This window comes from Flavobacterium aestuarii, assembly GCF_040049115.1.
Classification (GTDB): Bacteria; Bacteroidota; Bacteroidia; order Flavobacteriales; family Flavobacteriaceae; genus Flavobacterium; species Flavobacterium aestuarii.
In genome coordinates this window covers 264,813-288,913 of the sequence record NZ_JBDLZZ010000003.1, presented here as the reverse complement: position 1 = coordinate 288,913, position 24,101 = coordinate 264,813, and the positions used below count along the sequence as shown (strand labels likewise).

Annotated in this window: 22 protein-coding genes and 1 pseudogene; 13 read left to right on the top strand and 10 right to left on the bottom strand. The window is 32.8% G+C overall.

What is annotated here, in order from left to right; genetic code table 11:
• Positions 1–115 precede the first annotated feature (115 nt).
• Both ABEG11_RS04910 and ABEG11_RS04905 read right to left on the bottom strand, forming a co-directional pair.
• Entirely contained in the window at positions 116–880 is a 765-nt protein-coding gene (locus tag ABEG11_RS04910) for a TIGR02757 family protein (RefSeq protein WP_348823084.1), read from the bottom strand.
• A 6-nt stretch (positions 881–886) separates the two neighbouring features.
• On the bottom strand, positions 887–1,561 hold the full coding sequence (locus ABEG11_RS04905) for an ABC transporter ATP-binding protein (protein WP_348823083.1): 675 nt from the start codon (positions 1,559–1,561) through the stop codon (positions 887–889).
• 134 nt (positions 1,562–1,695) lie between these two features.
• Between ABEG11_RS04905 and ABEG11_RS04900 the strand changes: the two genes are divergently transcribed.
• Positions 1,696–1,995, top strand: a complete 300-nt coding sequence (locus ABEG11_RS04900; RefSeq protein WP_348823082.1) for a hypothetical protein — start codon at positions 1,696–1,698, stop codon at positions 1,993–1,995.
• A gap of 3 nt (positions 1,996–1,998) precedes the next feature.
• Here ABEG11_RS04900 and ABEG11_RS04895 read toward each other — a convergent pair whose 3' ends face one another.
• The 6 genes from ABEG11_RS04895 to ABEG11_RS04870 all read right to left on the bottom strand — a co-directional run bounded on the left by ABEG11_RS04895 (position 1,999) and on the right by ABEG11_RS04870 (position 7,038).
• A complete protein-coding gene (locus tag ABEG11_RS04895; RefSeq protein ID WP_348823081.1) occupies positions 1,999–2,304 on the bottom strand; it encodes a DUF6787 family protein in 306 nt (101 codons plus the stop codon).
• 243 nt (positions 2,305–2,547) lie between these two features.
• Positions 2,548–2,976 carry a DUF6146 family protein gene (locus tag ABEG11_RS04890; protein WP_348823080.1) on the bottom strand — a complete coding sequence of 143 codons (429 nt, stop codon included), beginning with the start codon at positions 2,974–2,976 and terminating at the stop codon, positions 2,548–2,550.
• 177 nt (positions 2,977–3,153) lie between these two features.
• Positions 3,154–3,711, bottom strand: a complete 558-nt coding sequence (locus ABEG11_RS04885; RefSeq protein ID WP_348823079.1) for a DUF937 domain-containing protein — start codon at positions 3,709–3,711, stop codon at positions 3,154–3,156.
• Between the two features lie 103 nt (positions 3,712–3,814).
• The gene (locus tag ABEG11_RS04880) at positions 3,815–4,765 is read right to left on the bottom strand and encodes a D-2-hydroxyacid dehydrogenase (RefSeq protein ID WP_348823078.1); all 951 of its coding nucleotides are present in this window, start codon (positions 4,763–4,765) and stop codon (positions 3,815–3,817) included.
• Between the two features lie 20 nt (positions 4,766–4,785).
• On the bottom strand, positions 4,786–5,856 hold the full coding sequence (gene serC, locus ABEG11_RS04875) for a 3-phosphoserine/phosphohydroxythreonine transaminase (RefSeq protein WP_348823077.1): 1,071 nt from the start codon (positions 5,854–5,856) through the stop codon (positions 4,786–4,788).
• A gap of 123 nt (positions 5,857–5,979) precedes the next feature.
• Positions 5,980–7,038 carry an acyl-CoA reductase gene (locus ABEG11_RS04870; RefSeq protein ID WP_348823076.1) on the bottom strand — a complete coding sequence of 353 codons (1,059 nt, stop codon included), beginning with the start codon at positions 7,036–7,038 and terminating at the stop codon, positions 5,980–5,982.
• Between the two features lie 156 nt (positions 7,039–7,194).
• Between ABEG11_RS04870 and ABEG11_RS04865 the strand changes: the two genes are divergently transcribed.
• Positions 7,195–7,545, top strand: coding sequence for a 4Fe-4S dicluster domain-containing protein (locus ABEG11_RS04865; RefSeq protein ID WP_348823075.1), 351 nt, complete (start codon positions 7,195–7,197; stop codon positions 7,543–7,545).
• Between the two features lie 164 nt (positions 7,546–7,709).
• On the top strand, positions 7,710–8,873 hold the full coding sequence (locus ABEG11_RS04860) for a hypothetical protein (RefSeq protein WP_348823074.1): 1,164 nt from the start codon (positions 7,710–7,712) through the stop codon (positions 8,871–8,873).
• Between the two features lie 24 nt (positions 8,874–8,897).
• On the opposite strand, the gene ABEG11_RS04855 is transcribed toward ABEG11_RS04860, so the two are convergent.
• Positions 8,898–9,644, bottom strand: a complete 747-nt coding sequence (locus ABEG11_RS04855) for a class I SAM-dependent DNA methyltransferase (RefSeq protein WP_348823073.1) — start codon at positions 9,642–9,644, stop codon at positions 8,898–8,900.
• Positions 9,645–9,721: 77 nt separating this feature from the next.
• Positions 9,722–9,913, bottom strand: a pseudogene (locus ABEG11_RS04850) (hypothetical protein); the annotation flags it as partial.
• 296 nt (positions 9,914–10,209) lie between these two features.
• Between ABEG11_RS04850 and ychF the strand changes: the two are divergent.
• From ychF to ABEG11_RS04800, 10 genes are all read left to right on the top strand, one after another.
• On the top strand, positions 10,210–11,304 hold the full coding sequence (ychF, locus tag ABEG11_RS04845) for a redox-regulated ATPase YchF (RefSeq protein WP_194639365.1): 1,095 nt from the start codon (positions 10,210–10,212) through the stop codon (positions 11,302–11,304).
• A gap of 163 nt (positions 11,305–11,467) precedes the next feature.
• A complete protein-coding gene (locus ABEG11_RS04840; protein ID WP_348823072.1) occupies positions 11,468–12,142 on the top strand; it encodes a hypothetical protein in 675 nt (224 codons plus the stop codon).
• Positions 12,143–12,155: 13 nt separating this feature from the next.
• Positions 12,156–12,677 carry an NADPH-dependent FMN reductase gene (locus ABEG11_RS04835; RefSeq protein WP_348823071.1) on the top strand — a complete coding sequence of 174 codons (522 nt, stop codon included), beginning with the start codon at positions 12,156–12,158 and terminating at the stop codon, positions 12,675–12,677.
• Positions 12,678–12,815: 138 nt separating this feature from the next.
• Positions 12,816–14,684, top strand: a complete 1,869-nt coding sequence (locus ABEG11_RS04830; protein ID WP_348823070.1) for a DNA topoisomerase IV subunit B — start codon at positions 12,816–12,818, stop codon at positions 14,682–14,684.
• Positions 14,685–14,703: 19 nt separating this feature from the next.
• Positions 14,704–15,783: a PDDEXK nuclease domain-containing protein gene (locus ABEG11_RS04825; protein WP_348823069.1), complete on the top strand. Its 1,080-nt coding sequence runs from the start codon at positions 14,704–14,706 to the stop codon at positions 15,781–15,783.
• Between the two features lie 29 nt (positions 15,784–15,812).
• A complete protein-coding gene (locus ABEG11_RS04820; protein WP_348823068.1) occupies positions 15,813–17,945 on the top strand; it encodes a UvrD-helicase domain-containing protein in 2,133 nt (710 codons plus the stop codon).
• A gap of 31 nt (positions 17,946–17,976) precedes the next feature.
• Positions 17,977–18,201 carry a hypothetical protein gene (locus tag ABEG11_RS04815; protein WP_348823067.1) on the top strand — a complete coding sequence of 75 codons (225 nt, stop codon included), beginning with the start codon at positions 17,977–17,979 and terminating at the stop codon, positions 18,199–18,201.
• Between the two features lie 328 nt (positions 18,202–18,529).
• Positions 18,530–19,585: a DNA cytosine methyltransferase gene (locus tag ABEG11_RS04810; protein ID WP_348823066.1), complete on the top strand. Its 1,056-nt coding sequence runs from the start codon at positions 18,530–18,532 to the stop codon at positions 19,583–19,585.
• Positions 19,575–22,475 carry an ATP-binding protein gene (locus ABEG11_RS04805; protein WP_348823065.1) on the top strand — a complete coding sequence of 967 codons (2,901 nt, stop codon included), beginning with the start codon at positions 19,575–19,577 and terminating at the stop codon, positions 22,473–22,475. The genes ABEG11_RS04810 and ABEG11_RS04805 overlap by 11 nt, the downstream gene beginning before the upstream one ends.
• 4 nt (positions 22,476–22,479) lie before the next feature.
• Positions 22,480–24,081, top strand: a complete 1,602-nt coding sequence (locus tag ABEG11_RS04800) for a response regulator receiver domain (protein WP_348823064.1) — start codon at positions 22,480–22,482, stop codon at positions 24,079–24,081.
• Positions 24,082–24,101 lie beyond the last annotated feature (20 nt).

The following is a 24,101-nucleotide window of genomic DNA, read 5'->3' as shown; positions in this document are numbered from 1 at the left end:
ATTAAAATAAATAAAACCTCACTTTTTTCAATTGAAGTTCAAATTTGAAAAAAAAGAGGTTTTTAGAAGTATAAGGTGCCAAATCCTAAAATTGAATTGTAATGCAAAAGGTATTTTAAAATCTCTCAAAAACTCCTAGACCAAACAAAGCAAAATCATATTTTACGGGGTCATTTGGGTCAAGTCTGCGGAGGTTTATATCAAGTTCTGCCAAGGCTTTGCTGTCGTTTTGTTTTCTAGTGAGCAGCCCCAGTTTACGCGCAGCATTGCCAGAATGGACATCGAGAGGACAGGAGAGGAGTGAAGGTGAAATGGATTTCCAAATACCTAAGTCAACTCCTTTGTTATCTTGACGGCACATCCATCTGAGGTACATGTTGATGCGTTTTGCTGCAGAACCATTCATTGGATCCGAGATGTGCTTTTGAGCCCTGTTTTGAATCTGGGTTTCGAAGAATGTTTTTTTGAATTCCGAAATGCTTTTTTGAATTGAATCAGTTTCCTGATGTTTTGTAAAAACAGCTTCAAGACCGCCGTGATTGGAATAAATGTGCTGTAATCCTTTTATAAAACTAACAAAATCCTGCCCGTTAAAAGTCCGGTGTACAAATGAATCCAGCTGCTGCAGATTATTGTCACTGTGAGAAAGAACAAAATCATAAGGAGAGTCCCCCATTAAACTCATCATTTTATGAGCGTTTTTAATAATCATTTTTCGATTGCCCCAAGCAATTGTAGCACTCAGGAATCCAGCGATTTCAATATCTTCTTTCTGAGAAAATAAATGCGGAATCTGGACTGGATCGCTTTCAATAAAATCGAGTGTATTGTATTGAATTACTTTTTGGTCAAGGAAATCTTTGAGCTCAGCTTGATTCATTTTCTGTTATGGATTGCTAATTTGACCATCTACCATAATTAATTTTCTGTCGGCCATGTTTGCCAATTCCTCATTATGGGTAACAATTACAAAAGTCTGCCCAAACTCATCCCGCAGCTGAAAAAATAATTGGTGCAGATTTTCTGCCGAATGGGTGTCTAGATTCCCCGAAGGCTCATCGGCAAAAATAACATCGGGTTTGTTGATTAATGCTCTAGCAACAGCAACGCGCTGCTGTTCACCACCCGAAAGTTCACTTGGTTTATGATTTATTCTATGAGATAATCCTAAATATTCTAATAGTTTTTTGGCTTCTTTTTCGGTTTCAGAAACTTTTTTACCAGCAATGTAAGCAGGAATGCAGACATTTTCTAATGCAGTAAATTCAGGCAGCAATTGATGAAATTGGAAAATAAATCCCAGATTTAAATTTCTGAATCGGGATAAGGATTTGTCGTTCATTTTTAGAATGTCTTCATTGTTTATAACCAATGAAGTCTCCTTGTCTTTTACTTCGGAATTAGGTTTGTCCAATGTTCCTAATATTTGCAAGAGTGTAGTTTTTCCTGCACCCGAAGCTCCAACGATAGAAACAATTTCGCCTTTTTTAATATGTAAATCTACTCCTTTTAATACTTCAAGCTGATCGTAATATTTATGGATGTTTTTTGCGTGTATCATTATTTTGAAACTGTTTTCACAAAGAAACAAAAGTTTGAGACGATATTACAATGGCTTCGGTAATTTTTAACTTTTTACTTTAATTGTAATGCGATTTGATTTTGTAGTTTTATATTTTAATTACTTTTTATCAAATGAATAATCAGGATCTGCAAAAACAAAAAATAAATAAACTGCTGTTAGGCTTGCTATTTGATGCTGTCGGAATGGTTTCCTATAGTATTCCAGGGCTTGCCGAATACATTGATATAGTCTGGGCGCCATTAGCAGGTTTTTTAATGACCAGGATGTATCCAGGCCGTGTAGGCCGTGTGGCTGGTATTTTAACTTTTGTTGAAGAAATAATTCCGTTTACCGATATAATTCCATCCTTTACTATTACTTGGATGTATACATATTGGTTTCAAAAAGGTACTGCGAAGAACCACAAATAGTTTTTATTCTCTAAAAAAAAAGCCAAGTCCTATACTTTTCAGCATTTTCTTTGAAAAGGGGAAAAAGAATTTAGATTGTCCAAAAAGATATCCAAAAACCATCAGCAAAAAGGGATATAAGGGAAGTACTAATACAAGCAGAACGAAATAATAAAAAAACCAATGCATGCTGTCTTTATTTAACCCAAAATAATCCATTGCGTAGCCGGATATTTTTGCTGATAAAGAACCGTTAATGGCAAAAACGATAAAGATAATTACAAGGTCGTAATTAGAAGTAATTCCCCATCGTTGTTTTAATCTTTTCATTATTGATTTAAAAATTCCTTTTTACAAATATAGCAGGTTTTGTTGGTATTTAAATCATAAATATGGAAATGAAAACAAATCAATTTCAGGGCTGATCTTTTGTGTTTAACAAAAATCAGGAAACAGTAAATATCATTTAAAGATATAGATAATCTAATTTATTTTGTCACATTCAGCACAGCCGGGATGCAGATTACTGAAAGATTTGTACTGGCAGTTCAGATTTCTAAAAAGCAGGATTTATTATCTCGAAGGAACGCGGCCAAATAATCTCTGATTGTATTTGTTTTGAAAGTAAATCATGTAATTATAAATAAGATAATTCACTTCATATCCATAATTAATGTTTGGGTCATAATTAATTGTCATTTCATAAAGGTTTGGAGGATATCTTTGCGGCTGCATTACTCGGTTATTCCATTCGGTAACATAAAAACTGTTTTTGTTTTCTAAATAACTTTGTGAGTAATATCCTCTTGGAAAAGCGGTTGATGCAAGCCAGTAATCAAAACCTGGTTCAATTATAATGACCTCATATTCTAATTCTTTATTAACAATTTTTATGGTGTCATTTGCTGTCTTAGGTTTTTCTACGTTTGAAAGATTTGACTTGGAAGTACTGCACGCTATAATTGTGATGAGAATTAGCACTGTGTAAATTAAATTTTTCATAATAAAGAATATTTGAGCATTGTAAAAAGTACAGAAATTGTCATTAAATAATTAGAACAGCTATGGATAATCTATACAAATTTAAGGCTTTATATTGATTAAAGAGCTTATCTGCTCAAAACGAAAAAGACAGCTGCAAAAAGGCAGATGTCTTTTTAAGTTTTTTTAGGTTATATGCTATTTTCCAAAAAGTTTTCCAAAAAAGCCGCCAATACCGCCACTGCTTTTAGATATTGCCACCGCATCTGCAATGTCAACTTTACCATCGGCATTCTGGTCTAAGCCAAATTGTGTTCCGTATTTTGAAATGGCATCCATGATTCCAGAGGTTTGCGCGCCGCCTCCAGAAATAGCTCCAATTAAATCTGTCAGCTGAAAACTGTCATTTGGATCATTGGCCTTGTTTACCAGCCCGCCTAGAACTTTAGGTATGATGCTTCCAGCGACTCCAGAAGCAGTATTGCTGTCCAGGCCAAATTTTTCTCCCAGGCTTCCTGTAAGCTGTTTCGTTATCTGCTGAACTGCGGGGTTAGAGGAATTCTGAGCATTATTTCCTTGTAATAATCCCGCCAATTGTTCCATTCCGCCTTCTGATGCCATTTTTTGCAAACTCGAAAAAATAGAATTTCCAGCTTCTTCCATTACGGCTTCATTCTGTTCATTTGGAATGGCGTCATTTTTCACAACATCGTCTTGGCCAAATTGCTGTACTAATTGGGTTAATTGTTCAAACATAGTTTTTGGTGATTAAAGTTTATGTCAAATATAATCAAAAAAAAAGTCAGTAATTATTAACCTGGGCTAATAATTACTGACTATATGTTTTTATATCAGTTGTTTAGCTTAGTAAATCTATGATCTGATGTGCAAGTTCTGTACCAATTCTATCTTGAGCTTCGGCAGTAGCAGCTCCAATGTGCGGAGTCAGTGAAATTTTAGGATTCATTAAAATAGTAATTTCTGGATTGGGTTCATTTTCAAAAACATCCAAACCTGCAAATAGTACTTTTCCGCTATCTAGCGCTTCGATCAATGCTACTTCGTCAATAGCACCGCCACGGGCACAATTAATAATTCCGACTCCATCTTTCATCAGTTCAAAATCTTTCCCGCTAATTACGTAATCGTCCTGAACAGGGACGTGCAGCGTGATAAAATCAGACTCTTTAAAAAGCGATTCAAGAGATTGAGAGTTGAGTGATATGCTGATAGTCTGTCCGTCAAAAAAATGGATTTTTAAATCCTTATGAGGCACATCCATGTCGCTGTAAATAACTTTCATTCCAAAGCTTATTGCCATTCTTGCAACTGCCTTGCCAATTCGTCCTAAGCCAATTATTCCAAGGGTTTTGCCTCTAAGCTCAATACCATTGGCATAGGCTTTTTTCAGCTGTTCAAATTGAGTGTCACCCTCAAGAGGCATATTCCTGTTAGAATCATGTAAAAATCTTACACCTGTAAATAAATGGGCAAAAACGAGTTCGGCTACAGATTCTGACGAAGATGCAGGAGTATTTATTACATGGATCCCTTTGCTCTTGGCATATTCAACGTCAATATTATCCATTCCAACGCCGCCTCTGCCAATGATTTTAAGGCTTGGACAAGCATCGATGATATCTTTACGGACTTTCGTAGCGCTGCGTACCAGCAATATTCCAATGTCGTTTTTGTTTATAAAATTAGCAACTTGTTCCTGTGCTACTTTTGTGGTAATAACTTCAAAACCGGCTTTTTCTAAAGCATCAATACCGCTTTTAGAAATTCCGTCGTTTGCTAATATCTTCATTTATTTTTTTTATTTAATCATTAAATTTTAGTTTCTAAAGCTTTCATTACATCAACAAGAACCTGAACGCTTTCCAGTGGCAGCGCGTTGTACATAGAAGCTCTGTAACCACCTACAGAACGATGTCCAGGTAATCCGTTTATTCCAGCGGCTTTGCACATTTCATCAAATTTTGCTGCATGTGATTCATCGTTTAATAAAAACGTAGCATTCATATTAGAACGGTCTTCAACAGCTGCTGTTCCTCTAAATAGCGGATTTCGGTCTATTTCAGCATAAAGCAGTGCTGCTTTGGCATCATTTATTTTTTCGATAGCCTCAATGCCACCTATTTTCTTTAGCCATTGTAAAGTCAACAATGAGGCATATACAGAAAAAACAGGCGGGGTATTGTACATGCTCTCGGCTTTGATATGTTTAGCATAATCTAGCATGCTTGGAATGGTACGGCCGGTTTTTCCAAGAATTTCTTCTTTGATAACAACCAAAGTAGTTCCTGCAGGTCCCATGTTTTTTTGAGCACCGGCATATATAATGTCAAATTTTGAAAAATCAATTTTTCTAGAAAAAATATCAGAACTCATATCACATACAACTGGAATATCCGTTTCTGGAAATTCTTTCATTTGAGTTCCAAAAATGGTGTTGTTACTTGTGCAGTGAAAATAATCTGCATCAGCAGGTATCGTATATCCTTTTGGTATATAATTGAAATTCTGGTCTTCTGAAGAAGCTACAATAGTAGTTGTGCCGAAAAAATTTGCTTCTTTTATTGCTGCAGAAGCCCAAGTACCGGTATTTAAATACGCAGCCTTGCCGTTTTCTTTCATTAAGTTGTAGGGAACCATCAGGAATTCTAAGCTAGCTCCTCCTCCTAGAAAAATGGCTTGGTATCCTTTGTCTTTTAAATCTAAAAGTTCTAAAACCAAAGCTCTTGCTTCTTCCATTACGGCAACAAAATCCTTACTGCGGTGCGAAATTTCTATTAGAGATAAACCAGAGTCATTAAAATTTAAAATAGCTTGAGCTGATTTCTCAAAAACTTCTTGCGGTAAAATACAAGGTCCTGCGCTGTAGTTGTGTTTTTTCATGGTGTAGTTACTTTGTTTTTATTTGGTTCAATAGCTGAAAGGCTAAAATTTTTTAAGGTGCAAATTTCGGGAATACGGCACGAATAATCATTAAATTTTTTGAAATAATATAAAAAGATTCAATTATAAGGTTATCAAAAATGACATAGTGTCGACATTATCTGCATAATCCCATAAATCGGGTTTTTGAGTAGTTCCAAATCCGATGCTATTTTTTACTAGATTATTACTCACTATGCATTGAATCTGCTCACTTTCTTCGTTTAAGCGGTTTTGGAGATCCTGAAGGTTTTCATAATACTCATAAAACACACTCGAAATAGGAGAACCGTAACTCGAATCTTCTTTAATAGTCAAGAATCCGTTATCTAATAGCTTAAAATTGCTCATCAGGAAAACAGCTTTGTTATAATCGTAGTTGTTAGCATATTTTTCATAATGAATAACATCCTGATATTTAAAAATTGCTTCAAAAAAGGAGTCAAAAGAATAGCCTTTAGGAACAAATAATTTAGAGACATTACGGCATCCTAACCCAAAATATCTAAAAATATCTTCGCCTAATGCTGTCAATTGCTCTCTAGTTTCTTCGCCATTTAAAACAGCAATTGAGTTTCTGTTTTTCCTGATAATAGAAGGCTTGTCTTTGAAATAATATTCAAAGTAACGGGCTGTGTTGTTGCTTCCGGTTGCAATTACAGCATCAAAATTTTCCAGTTTTCCTTCAGCAAATGTAATTCTGTTTTTTAATTCAGGTTCAGCAGCAATTAGATAATTGGCCAAAAAAGGCAATATATGCTGGTCGTTTGATGATGTTTTAACGAGTACATTATGTCCAGATAGTAAGACACAGATGAAATCATGAAACCCTACAAGCGGAATATTTCCAGCTAATATCAAGGCTGTATTTTTTGGTTTTACAGTGCTGAAATCATATTCAGAAAGCCATTTTGTAAGCTTGTCGTCCGTCAAAGCTTCTGCCCAGGAAGCAATTGCAAAATAAACCTGTTCAGGAGTGTACCAGCCATTGTGAGATTGAGAAAGCTGAATTAAATCGATGAAATTGTCAAAAAATAAATCATTGCCAAATGCAGTTTCTTTCTTTATACAATTATTTTCTTTAAATTGACTTAAGAATTCTCCTAGTTTAACAAATGCACTTTTTTTTGTATCTAATGTCATAATGTTTGCTTATGAAAAGTTTTGATTGTAATTTTGCACAAAAATAAGTTTTTTTAGCATTAGGCACTAGGCTTTATGCATGAAGCTTTAAATTAAAAATTTAGATATTAAAAAAATAGCTTAAAGCACAAAGCTTAAAGCATAAAGCTAAAGAAGATGGCAATTATAATAACTGACGAATGCATCAATTGCGGGGCATGTGAACCTGAGTGTCCAAATACTGCAATATATGAAGGAGCAGATGACTGGAGATATAAAGATGGTACAAAACTAAGAGGAAAAGTGGTTTTGCCAGATGGTACCGAAGTAGATTCTGAGGAAGCTCAAACGCCTATCTCTGATGAAATCTATTATATTGTTCCAGGCAAATGTACAGAGTGTAAAGGTTTTCATGATGAGCCTCAATGCGCTGCTGTGTGTCCTGTAGATTGCTGTGTGCCAGACGACAATCATGTCGAAACTGAAGAGACTTTATTAAACAGACAATCATTCCTGCATAATGAATAATTGTTTTTTTATGTAATATAAAGTAAACCTGCGTTTTTTCGCAGGTTTTTTTATATCTTGAAACTATATTATGTTCCTTTTTTTGTAAAAAATACATTGATTCAATTGTTTTTTTATATTTTTAAGAAATATTTTTTGTGAATAAGTCATCTATATTCGTGAATATGAGAAAAATTTTTATTTTATTTCAGTTTATTTTGTCTTTTACTGCTTTTTCACAAACCAATGAAAAAAGAGTAATACTGCTGGATGTAGATACCAATCAGCCAATTGATGACGCAGTCGTTTTAGTCTTGAAAACAAAGCAGGTATTAATGAGTAATGCTGAAGGAACTGTAGTGTTTGAGCTTAAAGGCGGTTCAAATTTAAAAGTAACACATTCTTCCTATATGCCTCTTACCATAAAGTGGGCTTCATTAAATCAAGCGGAAAATATTTTTTATTTAAAGAGCAAGCTTACTACTCTCGATGATATTGTTATAACCAGCAGAGAACCACATGAAATAGTTAAGGATTTAGTGAGTAATTCTATTAAAACCCTAAACATTCCTGCCAGACTGAAAGTATATGCTCGGGAGTTTTTTAAATTAAATGGAGAATATACCTATTTTAATGATGGGCTTATTAATTTTCAATTATATAAGGATCAAAAAAAAGTAAAATCAATTCTGCTGTTAGAGCAAAATCGATCTTTTGGTCTAATTGGAGAAGATGTTTCCTCAGATTTATTGGGGTATAATTTAAATTCGATGATGGAAAAATATTATATTTTTTCGGTATTGAGACCATTAACAGACGATAAAATTAGAAAAAAATATAATTTTATTGTAAAGGTAAATCCTTTGAATCAAGAGTATAATGATATCATTGCTACTCCAATTTCAACTGAAAAAGAAACAGAATTGCTCGATGATTTTAAAGTTGTTTATGATATAAAAAAGAAGCTGATAATTGAGGTTACGGCAGTAATCTCCCCAGTGACTTTGGCAACAATCGACGAAAATACTGCCAAAGGCTTTAAAAACATTATTAGATCTCAATTTAAAACTAATTATAGAGTGGATGCGGGGACTTACTATTTAGTCAGTTCGAATGAGGAAATCAATTATAGTGTTAATATGGGAAATGAAGTGAAAAATATTGAAATAATGAATAATCTGGTTACTACTAATTTTAATATTCAAAATTTTACTTATAATGATAGCCAGGTTTTTAAAGATAAAACACTTTTTAATGCTAAAAACTCTATTTTGACCGAGTATTGGAATGTTTCTGGTTTGACTCCTACTGCTAAGGAATTGGAAATCATCAATAAAATTGGTTATTAACTCTTGAAGTTAGCTGTTTTGCAGTTAAAACTCTCTTTTTTTTGCCATAAATACATAAGTATCATAAGCGTAGGTTTTTCGATCAATGACTTTCAGGATTTCAAAATTATTTAAATATAAAAAAAGCTCCATTTCGTTGCGTGTAAAAACCCGGACTGTAGAAAAATCTTCAGACAGGATTTCTTTTTCATTATTTACAATCTGATAGTATTTTGCATTCCAGTTCAGCATGAAATTTTCAAATGGTGTAGTTTCCCATTGGCTTTCCCGAATGTAATTAATGCCTTCGTACGAGGCCTCATGAATAATGGTTTCGTTCTCTTTGATAAAAGGTATAAACCGATTGGCATCAATAATGTCAAATATAAAAATGCCTTGGGGATTCAGGTTTTTGTGCACACATTCAAAAGCATCAATAATATCTTCATTATTGATTAAATAGCTTGTAGACCGTCCAGTTATAATGATTGCGTCTACGGGATTCTCCAGTTCAAATTTGCGCATATCGCCATGAATGAAGGTGCAGTCTTTATTTCTTTCCTGGGCAATTGCAATCATGCTGAGGCTTGAGTCCAGTCCTTTGTAATCTTGATTGTTTCTGCAAAAACGTTTGGCGAGATTTCCTGTTCCGCTTCCTATTTCAAGTACAGAGATGCAATTTTTCTCTCGAAGTAATTCATTAAAAAACTCATACTCCTCATCATAATTAATAAAAGTCTGATACATGGCATCAAAAATGGCTGCCATTTTTCCATCGAATAAATTTGCCATGGTAGTTGTATTGCTCGTATAAAATTAAAAAAAAATAAAGGACTGCCTTACGATAGCCCTTTATTTTTATGATTTTTTTAGAAGGTAAAGGCTAAACGGGTGTAATAATATGCACCATTAAAGCCCATTTGGACAGCATCCCAATAACCACCGGCCTCAACCCAGTCATCTTGCTGGTCAGGGTAAATATTGAAAATATTATTACCCCCAATACTTAACTTGAGAGATTTTGACAGCATAAAGCCTAAAGTCAAATCGGTTACCATTTTGGTGCTGTAAGTATCTGTTGCGGCTGTAATCTGATTTTCAAAACTTCCATAATTGGCTACATTTTCATCCATTTGATAATCTAATAAGTTGGTTATTGGTTAATTATGGTATAAATATAATTATATTTTAACATAAACACTTAAAAATGTTAAGAAAAATACATGAATGAATGATGAAATATTAATCTTGAAAAAATTGTTTAGCAAGCATTTTTTAAATCCTATATTTGCACACTTTTAAAAATGAATATCACAAAATAAATGACAGCTTGCTGTTATTTGTAAACAAACATATTATGAAAGCAGGAATTGTAGGGTTACCAAATGTTGGAAAATCAACATTATTTAATTGTCTATCCAATGCAAAAGCGCAGAGTGCCAACTTTCCGTTTTGTACTATTGAACCTAATATTGGAGTTGTAAACGTTCCAGATCCAAGAATTAATAAACTGGAAGAACTGGTTAAACCAGAACGTGTGCAAATGGCCACTGTAGATATTGTAGATATTGCAGGACTGGTAAAAGGAGCCAGCAAAGGGGAAGGTTTAGGAAATCAATTTCTTGGAAACATTAGAGAATGTAATGCTATTATCCACGTTTTGCGCTGTTTTGACAATGATAATATTGTGCACGTAGACGGAAATGTAAACCCTATCCGTGACAAAGAAACTATTGATATTGAATTGCAGTTAAAAGACTTAGAAACGGTTGAAAAACGTTTGGAAAAAGTAAACCGTGCTGCCAAAACAGGAAATAAAGAAGCACAGACTGAAAAAGCACTTTTGGATCGAATCAGAGAGGCTCTGTTACAGGCAAAATCAGCGAGAGTTATTACCCCTCAAAGTAATGAGGAAGAGGTTCTTCTCGAAAGTTTTCAGCTGATTACTGCAAAACCAGTTTTGTATGTTTGTAATGTTGATGAAAATTCGGCAGTTTCAGGAAATAAGTATGTAGATCAAGTTCGTGAATTAGTGAAAGATGAAGAAGCTGAAGTAATTATCCTTTCGGTAGGAGCAGAGGCTGATATTACTGAATTAGAAAGCTACGAAGAACGTCAGGTTTTCTTGGAAGATATGGGATTGACTGAGCCTGGGGCATCAGTTTTGATCCGTGCAGCTTACAAGTTATTGAAACAGCAGACCTATTTTACAGCTGGAGTAAAAGAAGTTCGTGCCTGGACCATCAATATTGGAGCGACTGCTCCGCAAGCAGCAGGAGTCATTCATACGGATTTCGAAAAAGGATTTATCCGCGCCGAAGTGATTTCATACGATGATTACGTTCAATACGGTTCGGAAGCTAAAGCTAAAGAAGCCGGTAAATTCAAAGTTGAAGGAAAAGAATATATCGTAAAAGATGGTGATGTAATGCATTTTAGATTCAATGTATAGTCTTTAGAAAATAGAGAATAGAATAAAGAAAATAGATAGAAACCTGCAAGAGTAATTTTGTAGGTTTTTTTTATGAATTGATCTGGTTTTCGATCTAAATTATTTGAATTGATTTAATGATTTTTATACGTAAATTCGCTTTAAATTTTTATAGCGGTATAAAATGAAAAAATACTTTTTAATTGTTGGATTACTGTTTATTGTTTCGTGTAAAAGAGGAGACGAACCTGCAGAGGAAGTAGGTTTTGCAATACGTTTTGAAAAACCGCAGCCAATAAATGATTCAGAACTGTCTAAAATTCCAAATAAATTTAGGGGGCTTTTTATGAGTTCAGATTCGACTTACATCAATGTTAAAGAAAATATTATTCTAACGGAAAGTTATTACAAGTATCGGTTTCATAAAAAAGAAATGGATTCTATAAAAATGATTTTTGATTTAAAAGGTAACCAGTACGTTTCTAAATTAAATGATGAGGTTTATGATTACAGGTATATTGGCGACTCAATCGAGTTTTCAAACAAGCAGATTGATACATTTTTTGTTTTTTCGGATAAACAAAAAGCAAAACGAATAAATGGAGAATTGGTTCTTAATTACAAAGATTCCGTTTATTGGAAAATAAAAGCTGTTAGTTTGGAGAAGAATATCCTTAAAATAAAATACATTTATTCGGAAGAAGATTTAAAAAGAATGGATTCGCTGACCAAAATAAAATCAACTATGATCGATTCGATTTTATTTATTTTAAAGCCTTCAAGAAATGAATTTAAACGGGTTTTGAATTTAAAAAACTTTGGAGAAACCATAGAATATAAAAAAGTGAAAAATAATTAAAAAATAAATCACTATGAAAATCATTGCATTTGCCGGAAGCCCAAGCAAAAAATCAATCAATAAAAAATTAGCTGTTTATGCAGCTGGTTTATTTGAAAATGCCCAAGTGGAAGTTTTGGATTTAAACGATTACGAAATGCCTTTATTCAGTGTAGATAAAGAGGCTGTTATTGGTCAGCATGTATTGGCCAAAGCTTTTTTAGAAAAAATTGCAACAGCAGATTTCTTAGTTGTTTCTTTAGCAGAAAATAATGGTAATTATAGTGCAGCATTCAAAAATACGGTTGATTGGTGTTCGAGAATAAATCCAAAATTATTTCAGGATAAACCTATGTTATTAATGGCGACATCACCAGGAGCAAGAGGCGGAGCAAGTGTTTTGGAAATTGCCAAAAACAACTTTCCACGCTTCAACGCCGATATAAAAGCAGTTTTCTCATTGCCAAGCTTCAATGATAATTTTGATACTGAAAAAGGTAAAATCTCAAATGAAGAATTGAACAGACAGCTGCTGGATATTATTAATAATATTTAGTTTTCAAAAAAAACTCTAATATATTTGTTTTTCAGTGTTATAATTAAGTGTCAATATCATTCTTAATAAGTTTGATATGGCACATTTTTTAATTTTATCAAATTACACTACATTAGCCTAAAATCCACAAATTTCAAAATGTCAGATCAAAATCAATACACCGAAGATAATATCCGTTCTCTCGATTGGAAAGAACATATCCGTATGCGTCCCGGGATGTACATTGGAAAACTTGGTGACGGCTCTTCGCCGGATGATGGTATTTATATTTTATTAAAAGAAGTTCTCGACAACTGTATCGATGAGTTTGTGATGGGATCTGGAAAAACAATTGAGGTAACAATCAGGGACAAAACGGTTTCGGTTCGCGATTATGGCCGCGGTATTCCGCTGGGAAAAGTTGTTGATGTTGTTTCGAAAATGAATACGGGTGGTAAGTACGATTCCAAGGCTTTCCAGAAATCGGTTGGTCTGAATGGTGTGGGAACAAAAGCCGTGAATGCACTTTCGAATTATTTCCGTGTAGAATCTGTTCGTGAAGATAAACAAAAAGCAGCTGAATTTTCGGCTGGGAATTTAGTTTCGGAAGAGGATATTATTGAAACTACGAAGCGAAAAGGGACTAAAGTTACTTTTACGCCAGACGAAACAATTTTCAAAAATTACAAATTCCGCTTGGAATATGTCATCAAAATGGTCAAAAACTATTGTTACCTGAACAATGGTTTGACGATTATTTTTAATGGCGAAAAATATTATTCAGAGAATGGTCTTCGCGATTTGCTGGAAGAAACCATCAATCAAGAAGATTTGGAATATCCAATTATTCACCTTAAAGAACACGATATTGAGGTTGCACTGACGCACAGTAAGACACAATACAGCGAAGAATATCATTCTTTTGTAAACGGTCAGAATACTACGCAGGGAGGAACGCATTTAGCAGCTTACAGAGAAGCGATTGTAAAAACGATCCGTGAGTTTTACAATAAAAACTTTGAAGCTTCGGATGTCCGTAAATCGATCGTGAGTGCCATTAGCATCAAGGTAATGGAACCGGTTTTTGAGTCGCAGACCAAAACCAAATTGGGTTCTACCGATATGGGTTCTGATGATGGAACACCAGCGGTTTCTGTCCGTACTTTCGTAAATGATTTTATCAAAACCAAATTAGATAATTATTTACATAAAAATCCACCAACAGCCGAAGCGTTATTGCGTAAAATTCTGCAGGCCGAACGTGAGCGGAAAGAATTATCAGGAATTAGAAAACTGGCTACTGACCGTGCCAAAAAAGCTAATCTTCACAATAAAAAATTAAGGGATTGCCGTGCGCATCTTCCGGATACCAAAAATCCGAGAAACTTGGAGAGTACGCTTTTTATTACCGAGGGGGATTCGGCTTCCGGATCGATTACCAAATCACGTGACGTGAATACGCAGGCGGTGTTTAGTTTGCGAGGTAAGCCTTTGAATTCATACGGGATGAGCAAAAAAATTGTGTATGAAAACGAAGAGTTCAATTTATTGCAGGCCGCGCTTGATATTGAGGACGGACTCGAAAAACTCCGTTACAATAATATCGTAATTGCAACCGATGCCGATGTCGATGGAATGCACATCCGTTTATTGCTGATTACTTTTTTCCTTCAGTTTTTCCCTGAATTAATCAAGGAGGGGCATTTGTATATTTTGCAGACACCGCTTTTCAGGGTTCGTAACAAGAAAGAAACGATATATTGTTATTCAGAAGAAGAACGTGTAGAGGCTATCGAAAAATTAAAACCAAAACCTGAAATCACCCGATTTAAAGGTTTGGGAGAGATTTCGCCCGATGAGTTCAAGAATTTCATTGGAGACACCATTCGCCTTGATCCGGTTATGATGGACAAACATACTTCGATAGAGCAGCTGTTATCGTTCTACATGGGTAAAAACACGCCGGACAGACAGGATTTTATTATCAAAAACCTGAAAGTGGAATTGGATGTGATTGAGGAAGCTTAAAAAATTAACAACATAATTATTGGCTAACGATCTACAAAATAAAGTCATATTTAAGCAAGTTGCCGAGTTATTGCAAAATGCCCGACAGCAGGTTTTGCGTACCGTAAATTCAACAATGGTATATACCTATTTTGAAATTGGAAGAATCATTGTTGAAGAAGAACAAAACGGAAAAGACAGAGCTGAATATGGAAAACAGCTTTTAAAGGGGCTTTCTGAACAGTTGACAAAGGAGTTTGGGAAGGGATTTTCTGTAGATAATTTGCAGAATATGAGGAAACTATATTTGGTCTATTCAATTTCCGAGACAGTGTCTAGTATTTCTAAAGACGTCAATCAAAAATACGAGACAGTGTCTAGTATTTCTAAAAATCAAGATCATGTAGAATTATCAAAACTCTCTTTGAATTTTATATTGACTTGGTCACATTATTTATTTCTTATAAATATCGACGATTCAAAAGAAAGAAAATTTTATGAAATTGAAGCGATAAAGTATAGATGGAGCCTTAGAGAATTAAAGCGTCAATATAATACAGCTCTTTACACAAGATTGGCTTTAAGCAGAGATAAGGAAGGAATATTAAAACTTTCAGAGCAAGGTCAGATTATTGAGAAACCAAAAGATGTTATCAAAGATCCATATATTCTAGAATTTCTTGGATTGCCTGAATTGCATCAGTATTCGGAATCGCAACTAGAGGAAGAAATCATTAATAAGCTGGAACATTTCTTATTGGAATTGGGACACGGTTTTACTTTCGTGGGAAGACAGCAAAGAATTACATTTGACGATAAACATTTCAGAATTGATTTGGTTTTTTATAACCGAATATTAAAATCTTTTGTTCTGATTGATTTAAAAATAGGGGAATTAAAACATCAGGATTTAGGTCAGATGCAGATGTATGTCAACTATTATGACAGAGAAATGCGTCTGGAAGATGAGAACAAAACGATTGGAATTGTGCTTTGCCAAAATAAGAGTGAAGCAGTGGTAAAATATACTTTGCCCGAAAACAATGAACAGATTTTTGCCAGTAAATACAAGACTGTTTTACCAAGTGAGACTGTTTTGAAGGAATTATTAAAAGTTTAGTTTTAGAAATTATTTATAAGCAACAATAAATGCCTTTCGAAACCCTTAACGACCGCCAAATAGAAGCTGTAAAAGCCGAAGAGAAACGCATCTTGGTTTTGGCAGGAGCGGGGTCGGGCAAAACCAAAACTTTATTGCAGAAAATAAAGTATTTAATTACCGAAAAAAAAGTACAACCCTCCGAAATTTTAGCTATTACGTTTACCAAAAATGCAGCCAACGAAATGATAGACCGCTTGATTATAGAAGCGGATCAATCGGGGGAGTATGAAAAAATAATCTTTGACAAGAAACTGCAATTTGACGAAAAAAACCGTCAACGGCTTATTCATATCAAAAAGTACAAATGGATTGAAAATCTAACCATTCGTACCTTTCATAGTTTGTGTTATAAAATTATGCAAAATTATGGGGTAAAGGAATTTGATAATAAGTTCAAAATTATATCCGAAGACAAGAAAAAGGATGATGATCCGATGCAGGTTTTTTCGGCTCTAGAAACAAGTTTCGAAGTTTTTCATAAACTGCTCATCAGGCAATGTGAAAACACCGAATATCTTTTGAAACTCAAAAAATATCTGTTGGATTATGTGGTTGATAAAATTCATACCGAAAAATTTCAGAACATTAATCTGTATCCAGATGGGAAAATATACACGACGCTTCGGGGCGAGAAGGTGCGTTCAAAATCAGAGCAATATATAGCCGATTGGCTTTTTAGGCACAGTATCGGTTATCAATACGAACCACAAATTAACATTAAAGATTTCGATTTTAAACCTGACTTTTATATCGAAGATGCCAATATTTATTTGGAACACATTTCCAATAAAAGCTATCCTTCAAAAAACAAAGCCGAGCAGTTTACCAAAGGAAATATTCTATGGGTGAAAACCTATGAGAAAATGACAGAGGATTCGGCACTTTTCAATCATGTTTTGGACAAAATTATCAAAGGACGCTTGTCTGAAAATTATAGGAGTGAGTTGGTTTTGTCGTATCAGGAAGAATTTAGACGATATCAGGAAGAGGTTAAGGATTTTATTTTTCAAGCCATTCGAATTTGTGACATGCTCAAAGTTGAGGGCAGTAATTGGGACGAAGTCTATGCCAAATCACAAACCGATCCTCACGAAAGAATTCGGGTTTTTTATAGTATTGCTATGCCTTTGGTAAAAGAGTTTTTGGGTTATTGTACTAATAAATCTTATCTGGATTTTAACGATTTAATCAGTCGAACGGTTTCCTTATTCAGCAACAACAAGGATATACTTCAAAAATTTCAAACACAGTATCAGTATTTGCTGGTCGATGAGTTTCAGGATGTCAATAATCTGCAGGTTGAAATGATTAAGCTGATGCTGACCCACAAAACACAGCTATTTTGCGTAGGCGACGACTGGCAGAGTATTTATGGATTTCGAGGATCGAATGTGGATTGTATCTTGAATTTTGATCAAAATTTTAAAGAAGCCAAAACCATAAAACTCAACCTGAATTACCGCAGTACACAAAGCATAGTTGGTGCGAGTAATGAAGTCATCAAACACAATAAGTTCAAAATAGAAAAGGAGATTTTTGCTTCCAAGGTTTCCAGTTTTAAAATAATGGAATATTCAGGAAACAATCAGGACGAAAATGTTGTTTTTTGTGTTGAAAAAGTTCGTCAATTATTGAATGAGGGGTTCAAAAATGATGATATTTTGTTTTTGTACCGCCGTAGCAAAATGTATAAGCCTTATTATTTTGCTTTGCGAAATGAGGATTTAAAAGTACAAGGCAAAACCATTCACGGAGCCAAAGGATTGGAAGCAAAAGTAGTTTTTATAGTCGGTTTGACGGACGGTTACGGAGGATTTCCAGATATTTGGCTGGAAGACCGTATTTTTCAAGTTATCAAACCCGCCAATCATGATAGTTTGATGGAAGAAGAACGCAGGCTGTTTTACGTAGCGATAACCCGAGCCAAAGACCAACTGTATTTAATTACCGAAAAAGGAAATGCTTCCCGTTTTTTAAAAGAAATACCAGACGAGTACAAAGAAGCCGTTACGGCAGAATCGTACGGAAATAAAGATACATTTAGCATTTGCAAAAAATGCCAAAAACAGGTAGAAAATATGTTTGTTTTTTGTCCTTTTTGCGGAAAGAAAAAAGCATAGAAACAGAGAAATAATTTAAATAAAAAATATAATGTCCAATACCTACGGTAAGACTTGGTGGGGTTTGCAATGGCTCAACACTTTGTCAAACATAGATTATGATAACCGTTTACCAAGAGGAAAAAGTTATGCCAACAATGGTTCTGTAACCAAAATTACAATTAAAGGCAATAGGATAGAGGCCAAAGTTGCGGGGAGCAGACCTAGCCGAAATGACCTTTTCCACAGGCGAAAACAGGATTGGGAATTTGAGTAATAAGGAGCTGAAGGAGTTGTTTATGGTAGGCTGATTTGGAATTTGGTTTGAATAACCATTATAATTAGTTAGGTTTGTATATCATAATTTAAGGAAAAAATGTAAAATGATTTTATCACAATGTTAAATACTTGTAAACAGTTTTATTTAGTTTATCCTCAAATTATTCAGACAGTGTCTGAACAATCTTTTTTAATGAAAAAATGAAAATATAATCACTGATTGGAGAATTCATATCGTTAGAAAATAAATAAAATGTTACAAAATTTAAATTTTCATATCTTAGTCCCAAATTGTGTAAATATATTAAAATATTAAAGAGTTTTTTATGGCATTAAAAGCTGTTGATTTTTTCTGCTCAGGAGGTGGAATGAGCTCTGGGATGCAGAAAGCGGGTATAAAAATACTAGCAGGTATAGATTATGATATCACTTGCAAAGATACTTATGAAAAAAATATCAAAGGGGCTGAATTTATTCACGCTAATGCTTTTGATTACAAAGAAATTGAACTAGAAAAAAGATTAAATCTTCAAAAAGATGACGATAATCTTATCTTAATAGGCTGTAGTCCTTGTCAATATTGGAGTATTATAAATACTGATAGAACAAAATCAAGCAAGTCTAAAAGTTTACTTGTTGAGTTTAGAAGATTTGTAGAATATTTTAATCCTGGTTATGTAATTGTTGAAAATGTCCCTGGAGTCCTAAGAAGAAAAGATGAAAGCGGTCTTGAAGATTTCAAAATGTGGCTAGAAAATCAAGGATATAAAGTTCATTGTGATGTTCATAATGTGAGTGAATATGGAGTACCACAAAATAGAAAAAGGCTTACGTTAATTGCAAATAGAATAACCAATACCGAACTCGAACCAATAAAAAATGGGGGTAAAAAACTAACCGTTTATGATGTTATTGGAGAACACAATGGTTTTCCGAAAGTGGAGGCAGGTAACAAAGATGGAACTGAATTTAATCATACTGTGGCAGGATTGGCGCAAATCAATATTGACAGATTAAATTTAACTCATAAAGACGGTGGTTCAAGAATAGTATATGCTAATAATGAAGTATTAGTTCCTGATTGTCATAAAAATGACACGACTAATTTTAAAGATACTTATGGTAGAATGTGGTGGCATAAGCAATCTCCAACGATTACAACAAAATTCTTTAGTATTTCAAACGGTCGTTTTGCACATCCTGAAGAAAATAGAGCGATTTCAATTCGAGAAGGAGCTACTTTACAAACTTTTCCTAAAGACTACGTCTTTAAAACAACAAGTGTTGCCAATACTGCACGTATGATAGGAAATGCAGTTCCTCCTAAATATGCTGAATCTATAGGGAAGGCTATAATAAATAATCATATAAATGCAATTTAGAACCAAAGCTAGAGCAGTCGATTTATTAGGTAAAGGACAAATTGCCGATTTACCAACAGCCATTACAGAGTTGTGGAAGAATGGTTATGATGCTTATGCAGATAATTTAACTGCTGAAATTTATTTAGCTGGTTATAAAGGGCTAAATAATCCATTATTTGTAATGACAGATGATGGAAAAGGAATGTCGCGAAAAGATATTTTTGAAAAATGGTTAGTTCTTGGAACTGATTCTAAAAGTAGAGCAACTCTTGAAGAAAAAGAGAGCGAAGAAACACTTTGGAAAAAACCAAGAATAAAAGCTGGTGAAAAAGGTATTGGACGACTATCAGTAGCTTTTCTAGGAAACCCAATGTTAATGTTGACTAAAAAACAAGGTTATCCTCTACAAGCTTTATTTTTTGATTGGAGATTACTTGAAAACTACAATCTTTTTCTTGATGATGTAGATATTCCTGTTGAAAACATTGATTCTATAAATGATTTTCCTTCAAAATTTGAAAAACTAAAAAAAGATTTTCTTAAAAACTTTGAAAAGGAAAATGATGTAGATGGAAATTTAATTTGGGAATCTTCTCAGTCTAATTTAAAAACTGAAATTGAAAGTTCAGTAGAGAAATGTTATTTGCCTGATTTCTTAGAAGATAAACTATTAGAAAACTTAATTCATTTAAATAAAAATAGCGGTACAAAATTTATCATTTTTGAACCTATAGATCAAATAACAGAATTGACCAATACTGATGAAGATAAAACGGAAGATAGAATGTTTGTTCTTTCAAGTCTTTCTGGTTTTACAAATGTATTTAAAGATGAAAAACTACCTGTTAAGACAACTATTCCGATTTATAAATTAGAAAATCAAGATTACGATTTTTTGACTTCACAAGGGAAATTTTTTGAAGAAAAAGATTTTGAAGTAGCAGATATTATTATTGATGGTGTTTTTGACGGAACTGGTAATTTTAATGGGAAAATCAAAATTTATGATGAATACATAAATCATAGTTATACAAATCCAAGAAAAAAAGATATAAGGAATAATTATGGTTCAGTTCCAATTAAGTTAGGTTATAGCCAAGGTGAAGAAGGCTCATCAAAATTAGAGGATGAATCATACTCAAAAATAAAAAAGAAAGTGACGAATTATGGAGGCTTATATATTTACCGAGATGATTTTAGAGTTTTACCTTATGGAAGGCAAAATGCTGATTTTTTAAGATTTGAAGAACGAAGATCAAGAAGAATAGGATCATATTATTTTTCATATCGTAGAATGTTTGGTTATTTAGGATTGTCAAGAAATGAAAACCCTAATTTAAAAGACAAGTCTAGTCGTGAAGGTTTAATAAATAATGCTTCATACAGGGCATTCGAATCTGATTTAATTGCTTTTTTTGTAGATTTAGCGAATGAATATTTTGGAGATAAAGCTAAGCAATCTATTTTTCTTGATAAAAAAGCATTACTAAATGCTCAATCAGAAGTTTTAAAAGCAGACAAAAAAAGAGAGACTGTCGAGAAAGTTCAATTTTCAAAAGATTTAAATTCTTATTCTGAGCGTTTTGAAAAGTATCAAAATGATTATAAAGATTTATTAAATCAGTTGGAAGAAAGAACTAATCAAAGTGATGTATTATATTCTGATATTGAAGGAATTTTGGATAAATTAAATTCACTTGATATTGAATACAAAAATCTTTTGCCTAAAATACCTAAACGTTACAAGCCAACTGATACTCAATTAGACAGACTTGATAAATTTGAAAATAAATTAGTCAAGTTTAATGATACTATAAAAAAAGATAGTACACAATTGATGGTTAGAGTACAGGAAAAGTTGGAGGTTAAAGAGTTGAAAATGGAATTTGTAAAAAATTTTCAAAAATATAATGGTACACTTGAAAGATTGATTTCTGACAACAGAGAAATTATAAAAACTAAATTTGATACTTTACTAAAAGATTATTCGACAAGGTCAAGAAGAATTATCGAAGATTTTAATCTTGATAAAGAACAAATTATAAGTTCAATCAATTCTAAAGACTCTGTAAAACTACAAACAGAAAAAGTATCTAATAAGTTTGAACATTTAAGAGAACAGGTAATTAAAGAGTTACTTCCTTTGATTGAACATTTAAATAAATTAAGTTTTGATTTAGATGAAGAATTAGTTCAAGGTGCATACAAAGCTGAATATGATTCAATGAAATACCAATGGGATCAAACAAGAGAAACGGCTCAACTTGGCGTTGCTGTTGAAATCATTGATCACGAATTCAATCAATTGTATGCAAAAATTAACCATTCAATTGATAAATTGAGTAATGATAACCTATTTACAGATGTTCAACAATTCCAATTTTTGAAACAAAATTTCAAACAACTTGAAGATAAATACGATTTGCTTTCTCCTCTTTATAGAATTTCGGGTGTAGTTGCTAAGGATATAAAATGTAATGACATATTTACTTATCTTCAAAAATTCTTTACTTCAAAGTTAAGTAATGGCGAAGTGAATTTTGAACAAACAACAGCTTTTAAAAGTCACATTATAAACATTAAGGAACCTGTAATTCACACTGCATTTATCAACATTATAAGCAATGCGCTTTATTGGATAAGAAATTCAAATACTAAACATATTAAACTTGATTATTTCAAAGAAACCGATGAAATGGTAATAATGAATTCGGGTCAAAAAATTGAAGACCATCGCTTAGAAAAAATCTTCCAATTATTTTATTCTAATAGACCAAACGGAAGAGGAATTGGATTGTACTTAACAAAGCAAAGTTTAAACGAATGCTATTTTGATATTTATGCAACTAACGATAAAAACTACAACACTTTAAATGGTGCTTGTTTTGTGATTAAGCCTTTAAATTAGATTTATGAGTTACGAAGAAAAAGCATTAGAAATTATAAAGAAATCTATAAAATCTGCAATTTTTATTGATGAAAAAGCAAGAACTTTTTTTCAAAAAGATGATGAATTAAAAGGTGAAATCGAAGAAGATTTATCTTTAAAACTCTACGAGAATTTAAGGGATAATGGAATTTCATTAGATATCCATAAATATATTCTAAATGATGAAAAAAATATCAATTTAAAAAATTATCTATTCGAAGATAGAGATTTAGTCCTTTTAGACTGGAATCTACAAGACAAGTCTGGCGAGCAATATTCTTTAGAATTACTTGAAGATATAGTTACTAGACCTCATATTCATTTTTGTGCTATTTATACTTCTGAAAATGGAGAAGATTTGAACAAAGTATTCTATAATATATTGTCTTATTTTTCGAACGAAACTCAAGATTATTATTTAAACTTAAAAGAGCAATTAGAATTAATTGAAGATATAAAAACTATAAAAAGTGATTTAGATTATTTAAATTATAACAGAGATAAAGAAGATGTAAAAGAAGTCACAAAAAAACTTTTTAAAAATAATTTAAATATCCTTAATGCAATTTTTGAATTAACAGGTAAAACCGATAAAAAATGTTCTTTGATTAAAGCATCTATAGCCTTAATGGACACGCTTAAATCTAATGAGAGAAATCCATGCCCATCTTTTGTTTCATTTGATACAAAAACAATTGTGATTGAAAACACTATTATTACGATTTTAAACAAGCAAGATAATGATCCGCAAATTTTATTGAAAAACTTATCAAATCAAATTATTAATCACGACAATAGTTTTACACAACTTTTAGGGTTAGAAATGCAATCTGTTTTTTCTCAAAGTAGTGCTTTTATTGATCAAAACTTGTTGCATTTTTCAAAAGACAGCCTACTATTTCATAGAGAAAATTACAGAAATGATGATTTGTTGCATTTCTTTCCTGAATTTATTAAAGAAATAATGTTAGAAAAGGCGAGTCTTAATCTAAGAAGTATACCTATTTCGCTATTAGATGAAGACTTTTTAGATTCTGAAAATAAAGGTATTATACCTGAAGATAGAGAGCTAATAGCAATGAATATCTTTTATAACTCTACAAAATTAAAAAATGACAATAAGCTAAATTTTGGAGATGTGTTTAAAAAAGAAGATGAAGATGAATATTATATCTGTATTACCGCATTATGTGATTGTTTAAGACCAGATAAAATTGAAAATTCGTTTTTCTTTGCTAAAGGAAGTCCGATTAAATCAAATGATGCTCTAAAACTAGGAGACACAGCCTTCATAAGTTATTTAGGAGAAAAACAAATAGTCAAATGGACTGATGTCAATACAATTATAGATAAAGATCATCATAAGTTCAGTCCAGTTTATATAAAACCTATCCAATTTTTAGTTGTTGACACACAATTTAATCAAGATGGTGAAATATTGTTTAATTTTCTTAAATCTGATGGTAAAAAAGACTCATTTGTTGCAAAATATATAACTACTATAAAATCAAATTATACTCAGAGAATAGCTAATCACGCTTTTTCTTATCCAATAAGAGTTGGAGTAGATTTTGTAAAAAAATAATAAATTCAATAGTTAAAAGA

What these genes read in the sequence shown, in the direction of transcription:
- ABEG11_RS04800 (WP_348823064.1), top strand. Translation starts at nt 22,480, where the DNA reads ATGAGTTACGAAGAAAAAGCATTAGAAATTATAAAGAAATCTATAAAA.
- ABEG11_RS04870 (WP_348823076.1), bottom strand. Translation starts at nt 7,038, where the DNA reads ATGACATTAGATACAAAAAAAAGTGCATTTGTTAAACTAGGAGAATTC.
- ABEG11_RS04830 (WP_348823070.1), top strand. Translation starts at nt 12,816, where the DNA reads ATGTCAGATCAAAATCAATACACCGAAGATAATATCCGTTCTCTCGAT.
- ychF (WP_194639365.1), top strand. Translation starts at nt 10,210, where the DNA reads ATGAAAGCAGGAATTGTAGGGTTACCAAATGTTGGAAAATCAACATTA.
- ABEG11_RS04835 (WP_348823071.1), top strand. Translation starts at nt 12,156, where the DNA reads ATGAAAATCATTGCATTTGCCGGAAGCCCAAGCAAAAAATCAATCAAT.
- ABEG11_RS04810 (WP_348823066.1), top strand. Translation starts at nt 18,530, where the DNA reads ATGGCATTAAAAGCTGTTGATTTTTTCTGCTCAGGAGGTGGAATGAGC.
- ABEG11_RS04890 (WP_348823080.1), bottom strand. Translation starts at nt 2,976, where the DNA reads ATGAAAAATTTAATTTACACAGTGCTAATTCTCATCACAATTATAGCG.
- ABEG11_RS04895 (WP_348823081.1), bottom strand. Translation starts at nt 2,304, where the DNA reads ATGAAAAGATTAAAACAACGATGGGGAATTACTTCTAATTACGACCTT.
- ABEG11_RS04805 (WP_348823065.1), top strand. Translation starts at nt 19,575, where the DNA reads ATGCAATTTAGAACCAAAGCTAGAGCAGTCGATTTATTAGGTAAAGGA.
- ABEG11_RS04860 (WP_348823074.1), top strand. Translation starts at nt 7,710, where the DNA reads ATGAGAAAAATTTTTATTTTATTTCAGTTTATTTTGTCTTTTACTGCT.
- ABEG11_RS04905 (WP_348823083.1), bottom strand. Translation starts at nt 1,561, where the DNA reads ATGATACACGCAAAAAACATCCATAAATATTACGATCAGCTTGAAGTA.
- ABEG11_RS04865 (WP_348823075.1), top strand. Translation starts at nt 7,195, where the DNA reads ATGGCAATTATAATAACTGACGAATGCATCAATTGCGGGGCATGTGAA.
- ABEG11_RS04815 (WP_348823067.1), top strand. Translation starts at nt 17,977, where the DNA reads ATGTCCAATACCTACGGTAAGACTTGGTGGGGTTTGCAATGGCTCAAC.
- ABEG11_RS04840 (WP_348823072.1), top strand. Translation starts at nt 11,468, where the DNA reads ATGAAAAAATACTTTTTAATTGTTGGATTACTGTTTATTGTTTCGTGT.
- ABEG11_RS04885 (WP_348823079.1), bottom strand. Translation starts at nt 3,711, where the DNA reads ATGTTTGAACAATTAACCCAATTAGTACAGCAATTTGGCCAAGACGAT.
- ABEG11_RS04910 (WP_348823084.1), bottom strand. Translation starts at nt 880, where the DNA reads ATGAATCAAGCTGAGCTCAAAGATTTCCTTGACCAAAAAGTAATTCAA.
- ABEG11_RS04855 (WP_348823073.1), bottom strand. Translation starts at nt 9,644, where the DNA reads ATGGCAAATTTATTCGATGGAAAAATGGCAGCCATTTTTGATGCCATG.
- ABEG11_RS04820 (WP_348823068.1), top strand. Translation starts at nt 15,813, where the DNA reads ATGCCTTTCGAAACCCTTAACGACCGCCAAATAGAAGCTGTAAAAGCC.
- serC (WP_348823077.1), bottom strand. Translation starts at nt 5,856, where the DNA reads ATGAAAAAACACAACTACAGCGCAGGACCTTGTATTTTACCGCAAGAA.
- ABEG11_RS04880 (WP_348823078.1), bottom strand. Translation starts at nt 4,765, where the DNA reads ATGAAGATATTAGCAAACGACGGAATTTCTAAAAGCGGTATTGATGCT.
- ABEG11_RS04900 (WP_348823082.1), top strand. Translation starts at nt 1,696, where the DNA reads ATGAATAATCAGGATCTGCAAAAACAAAAAATAAATAAACTGCTGTTA.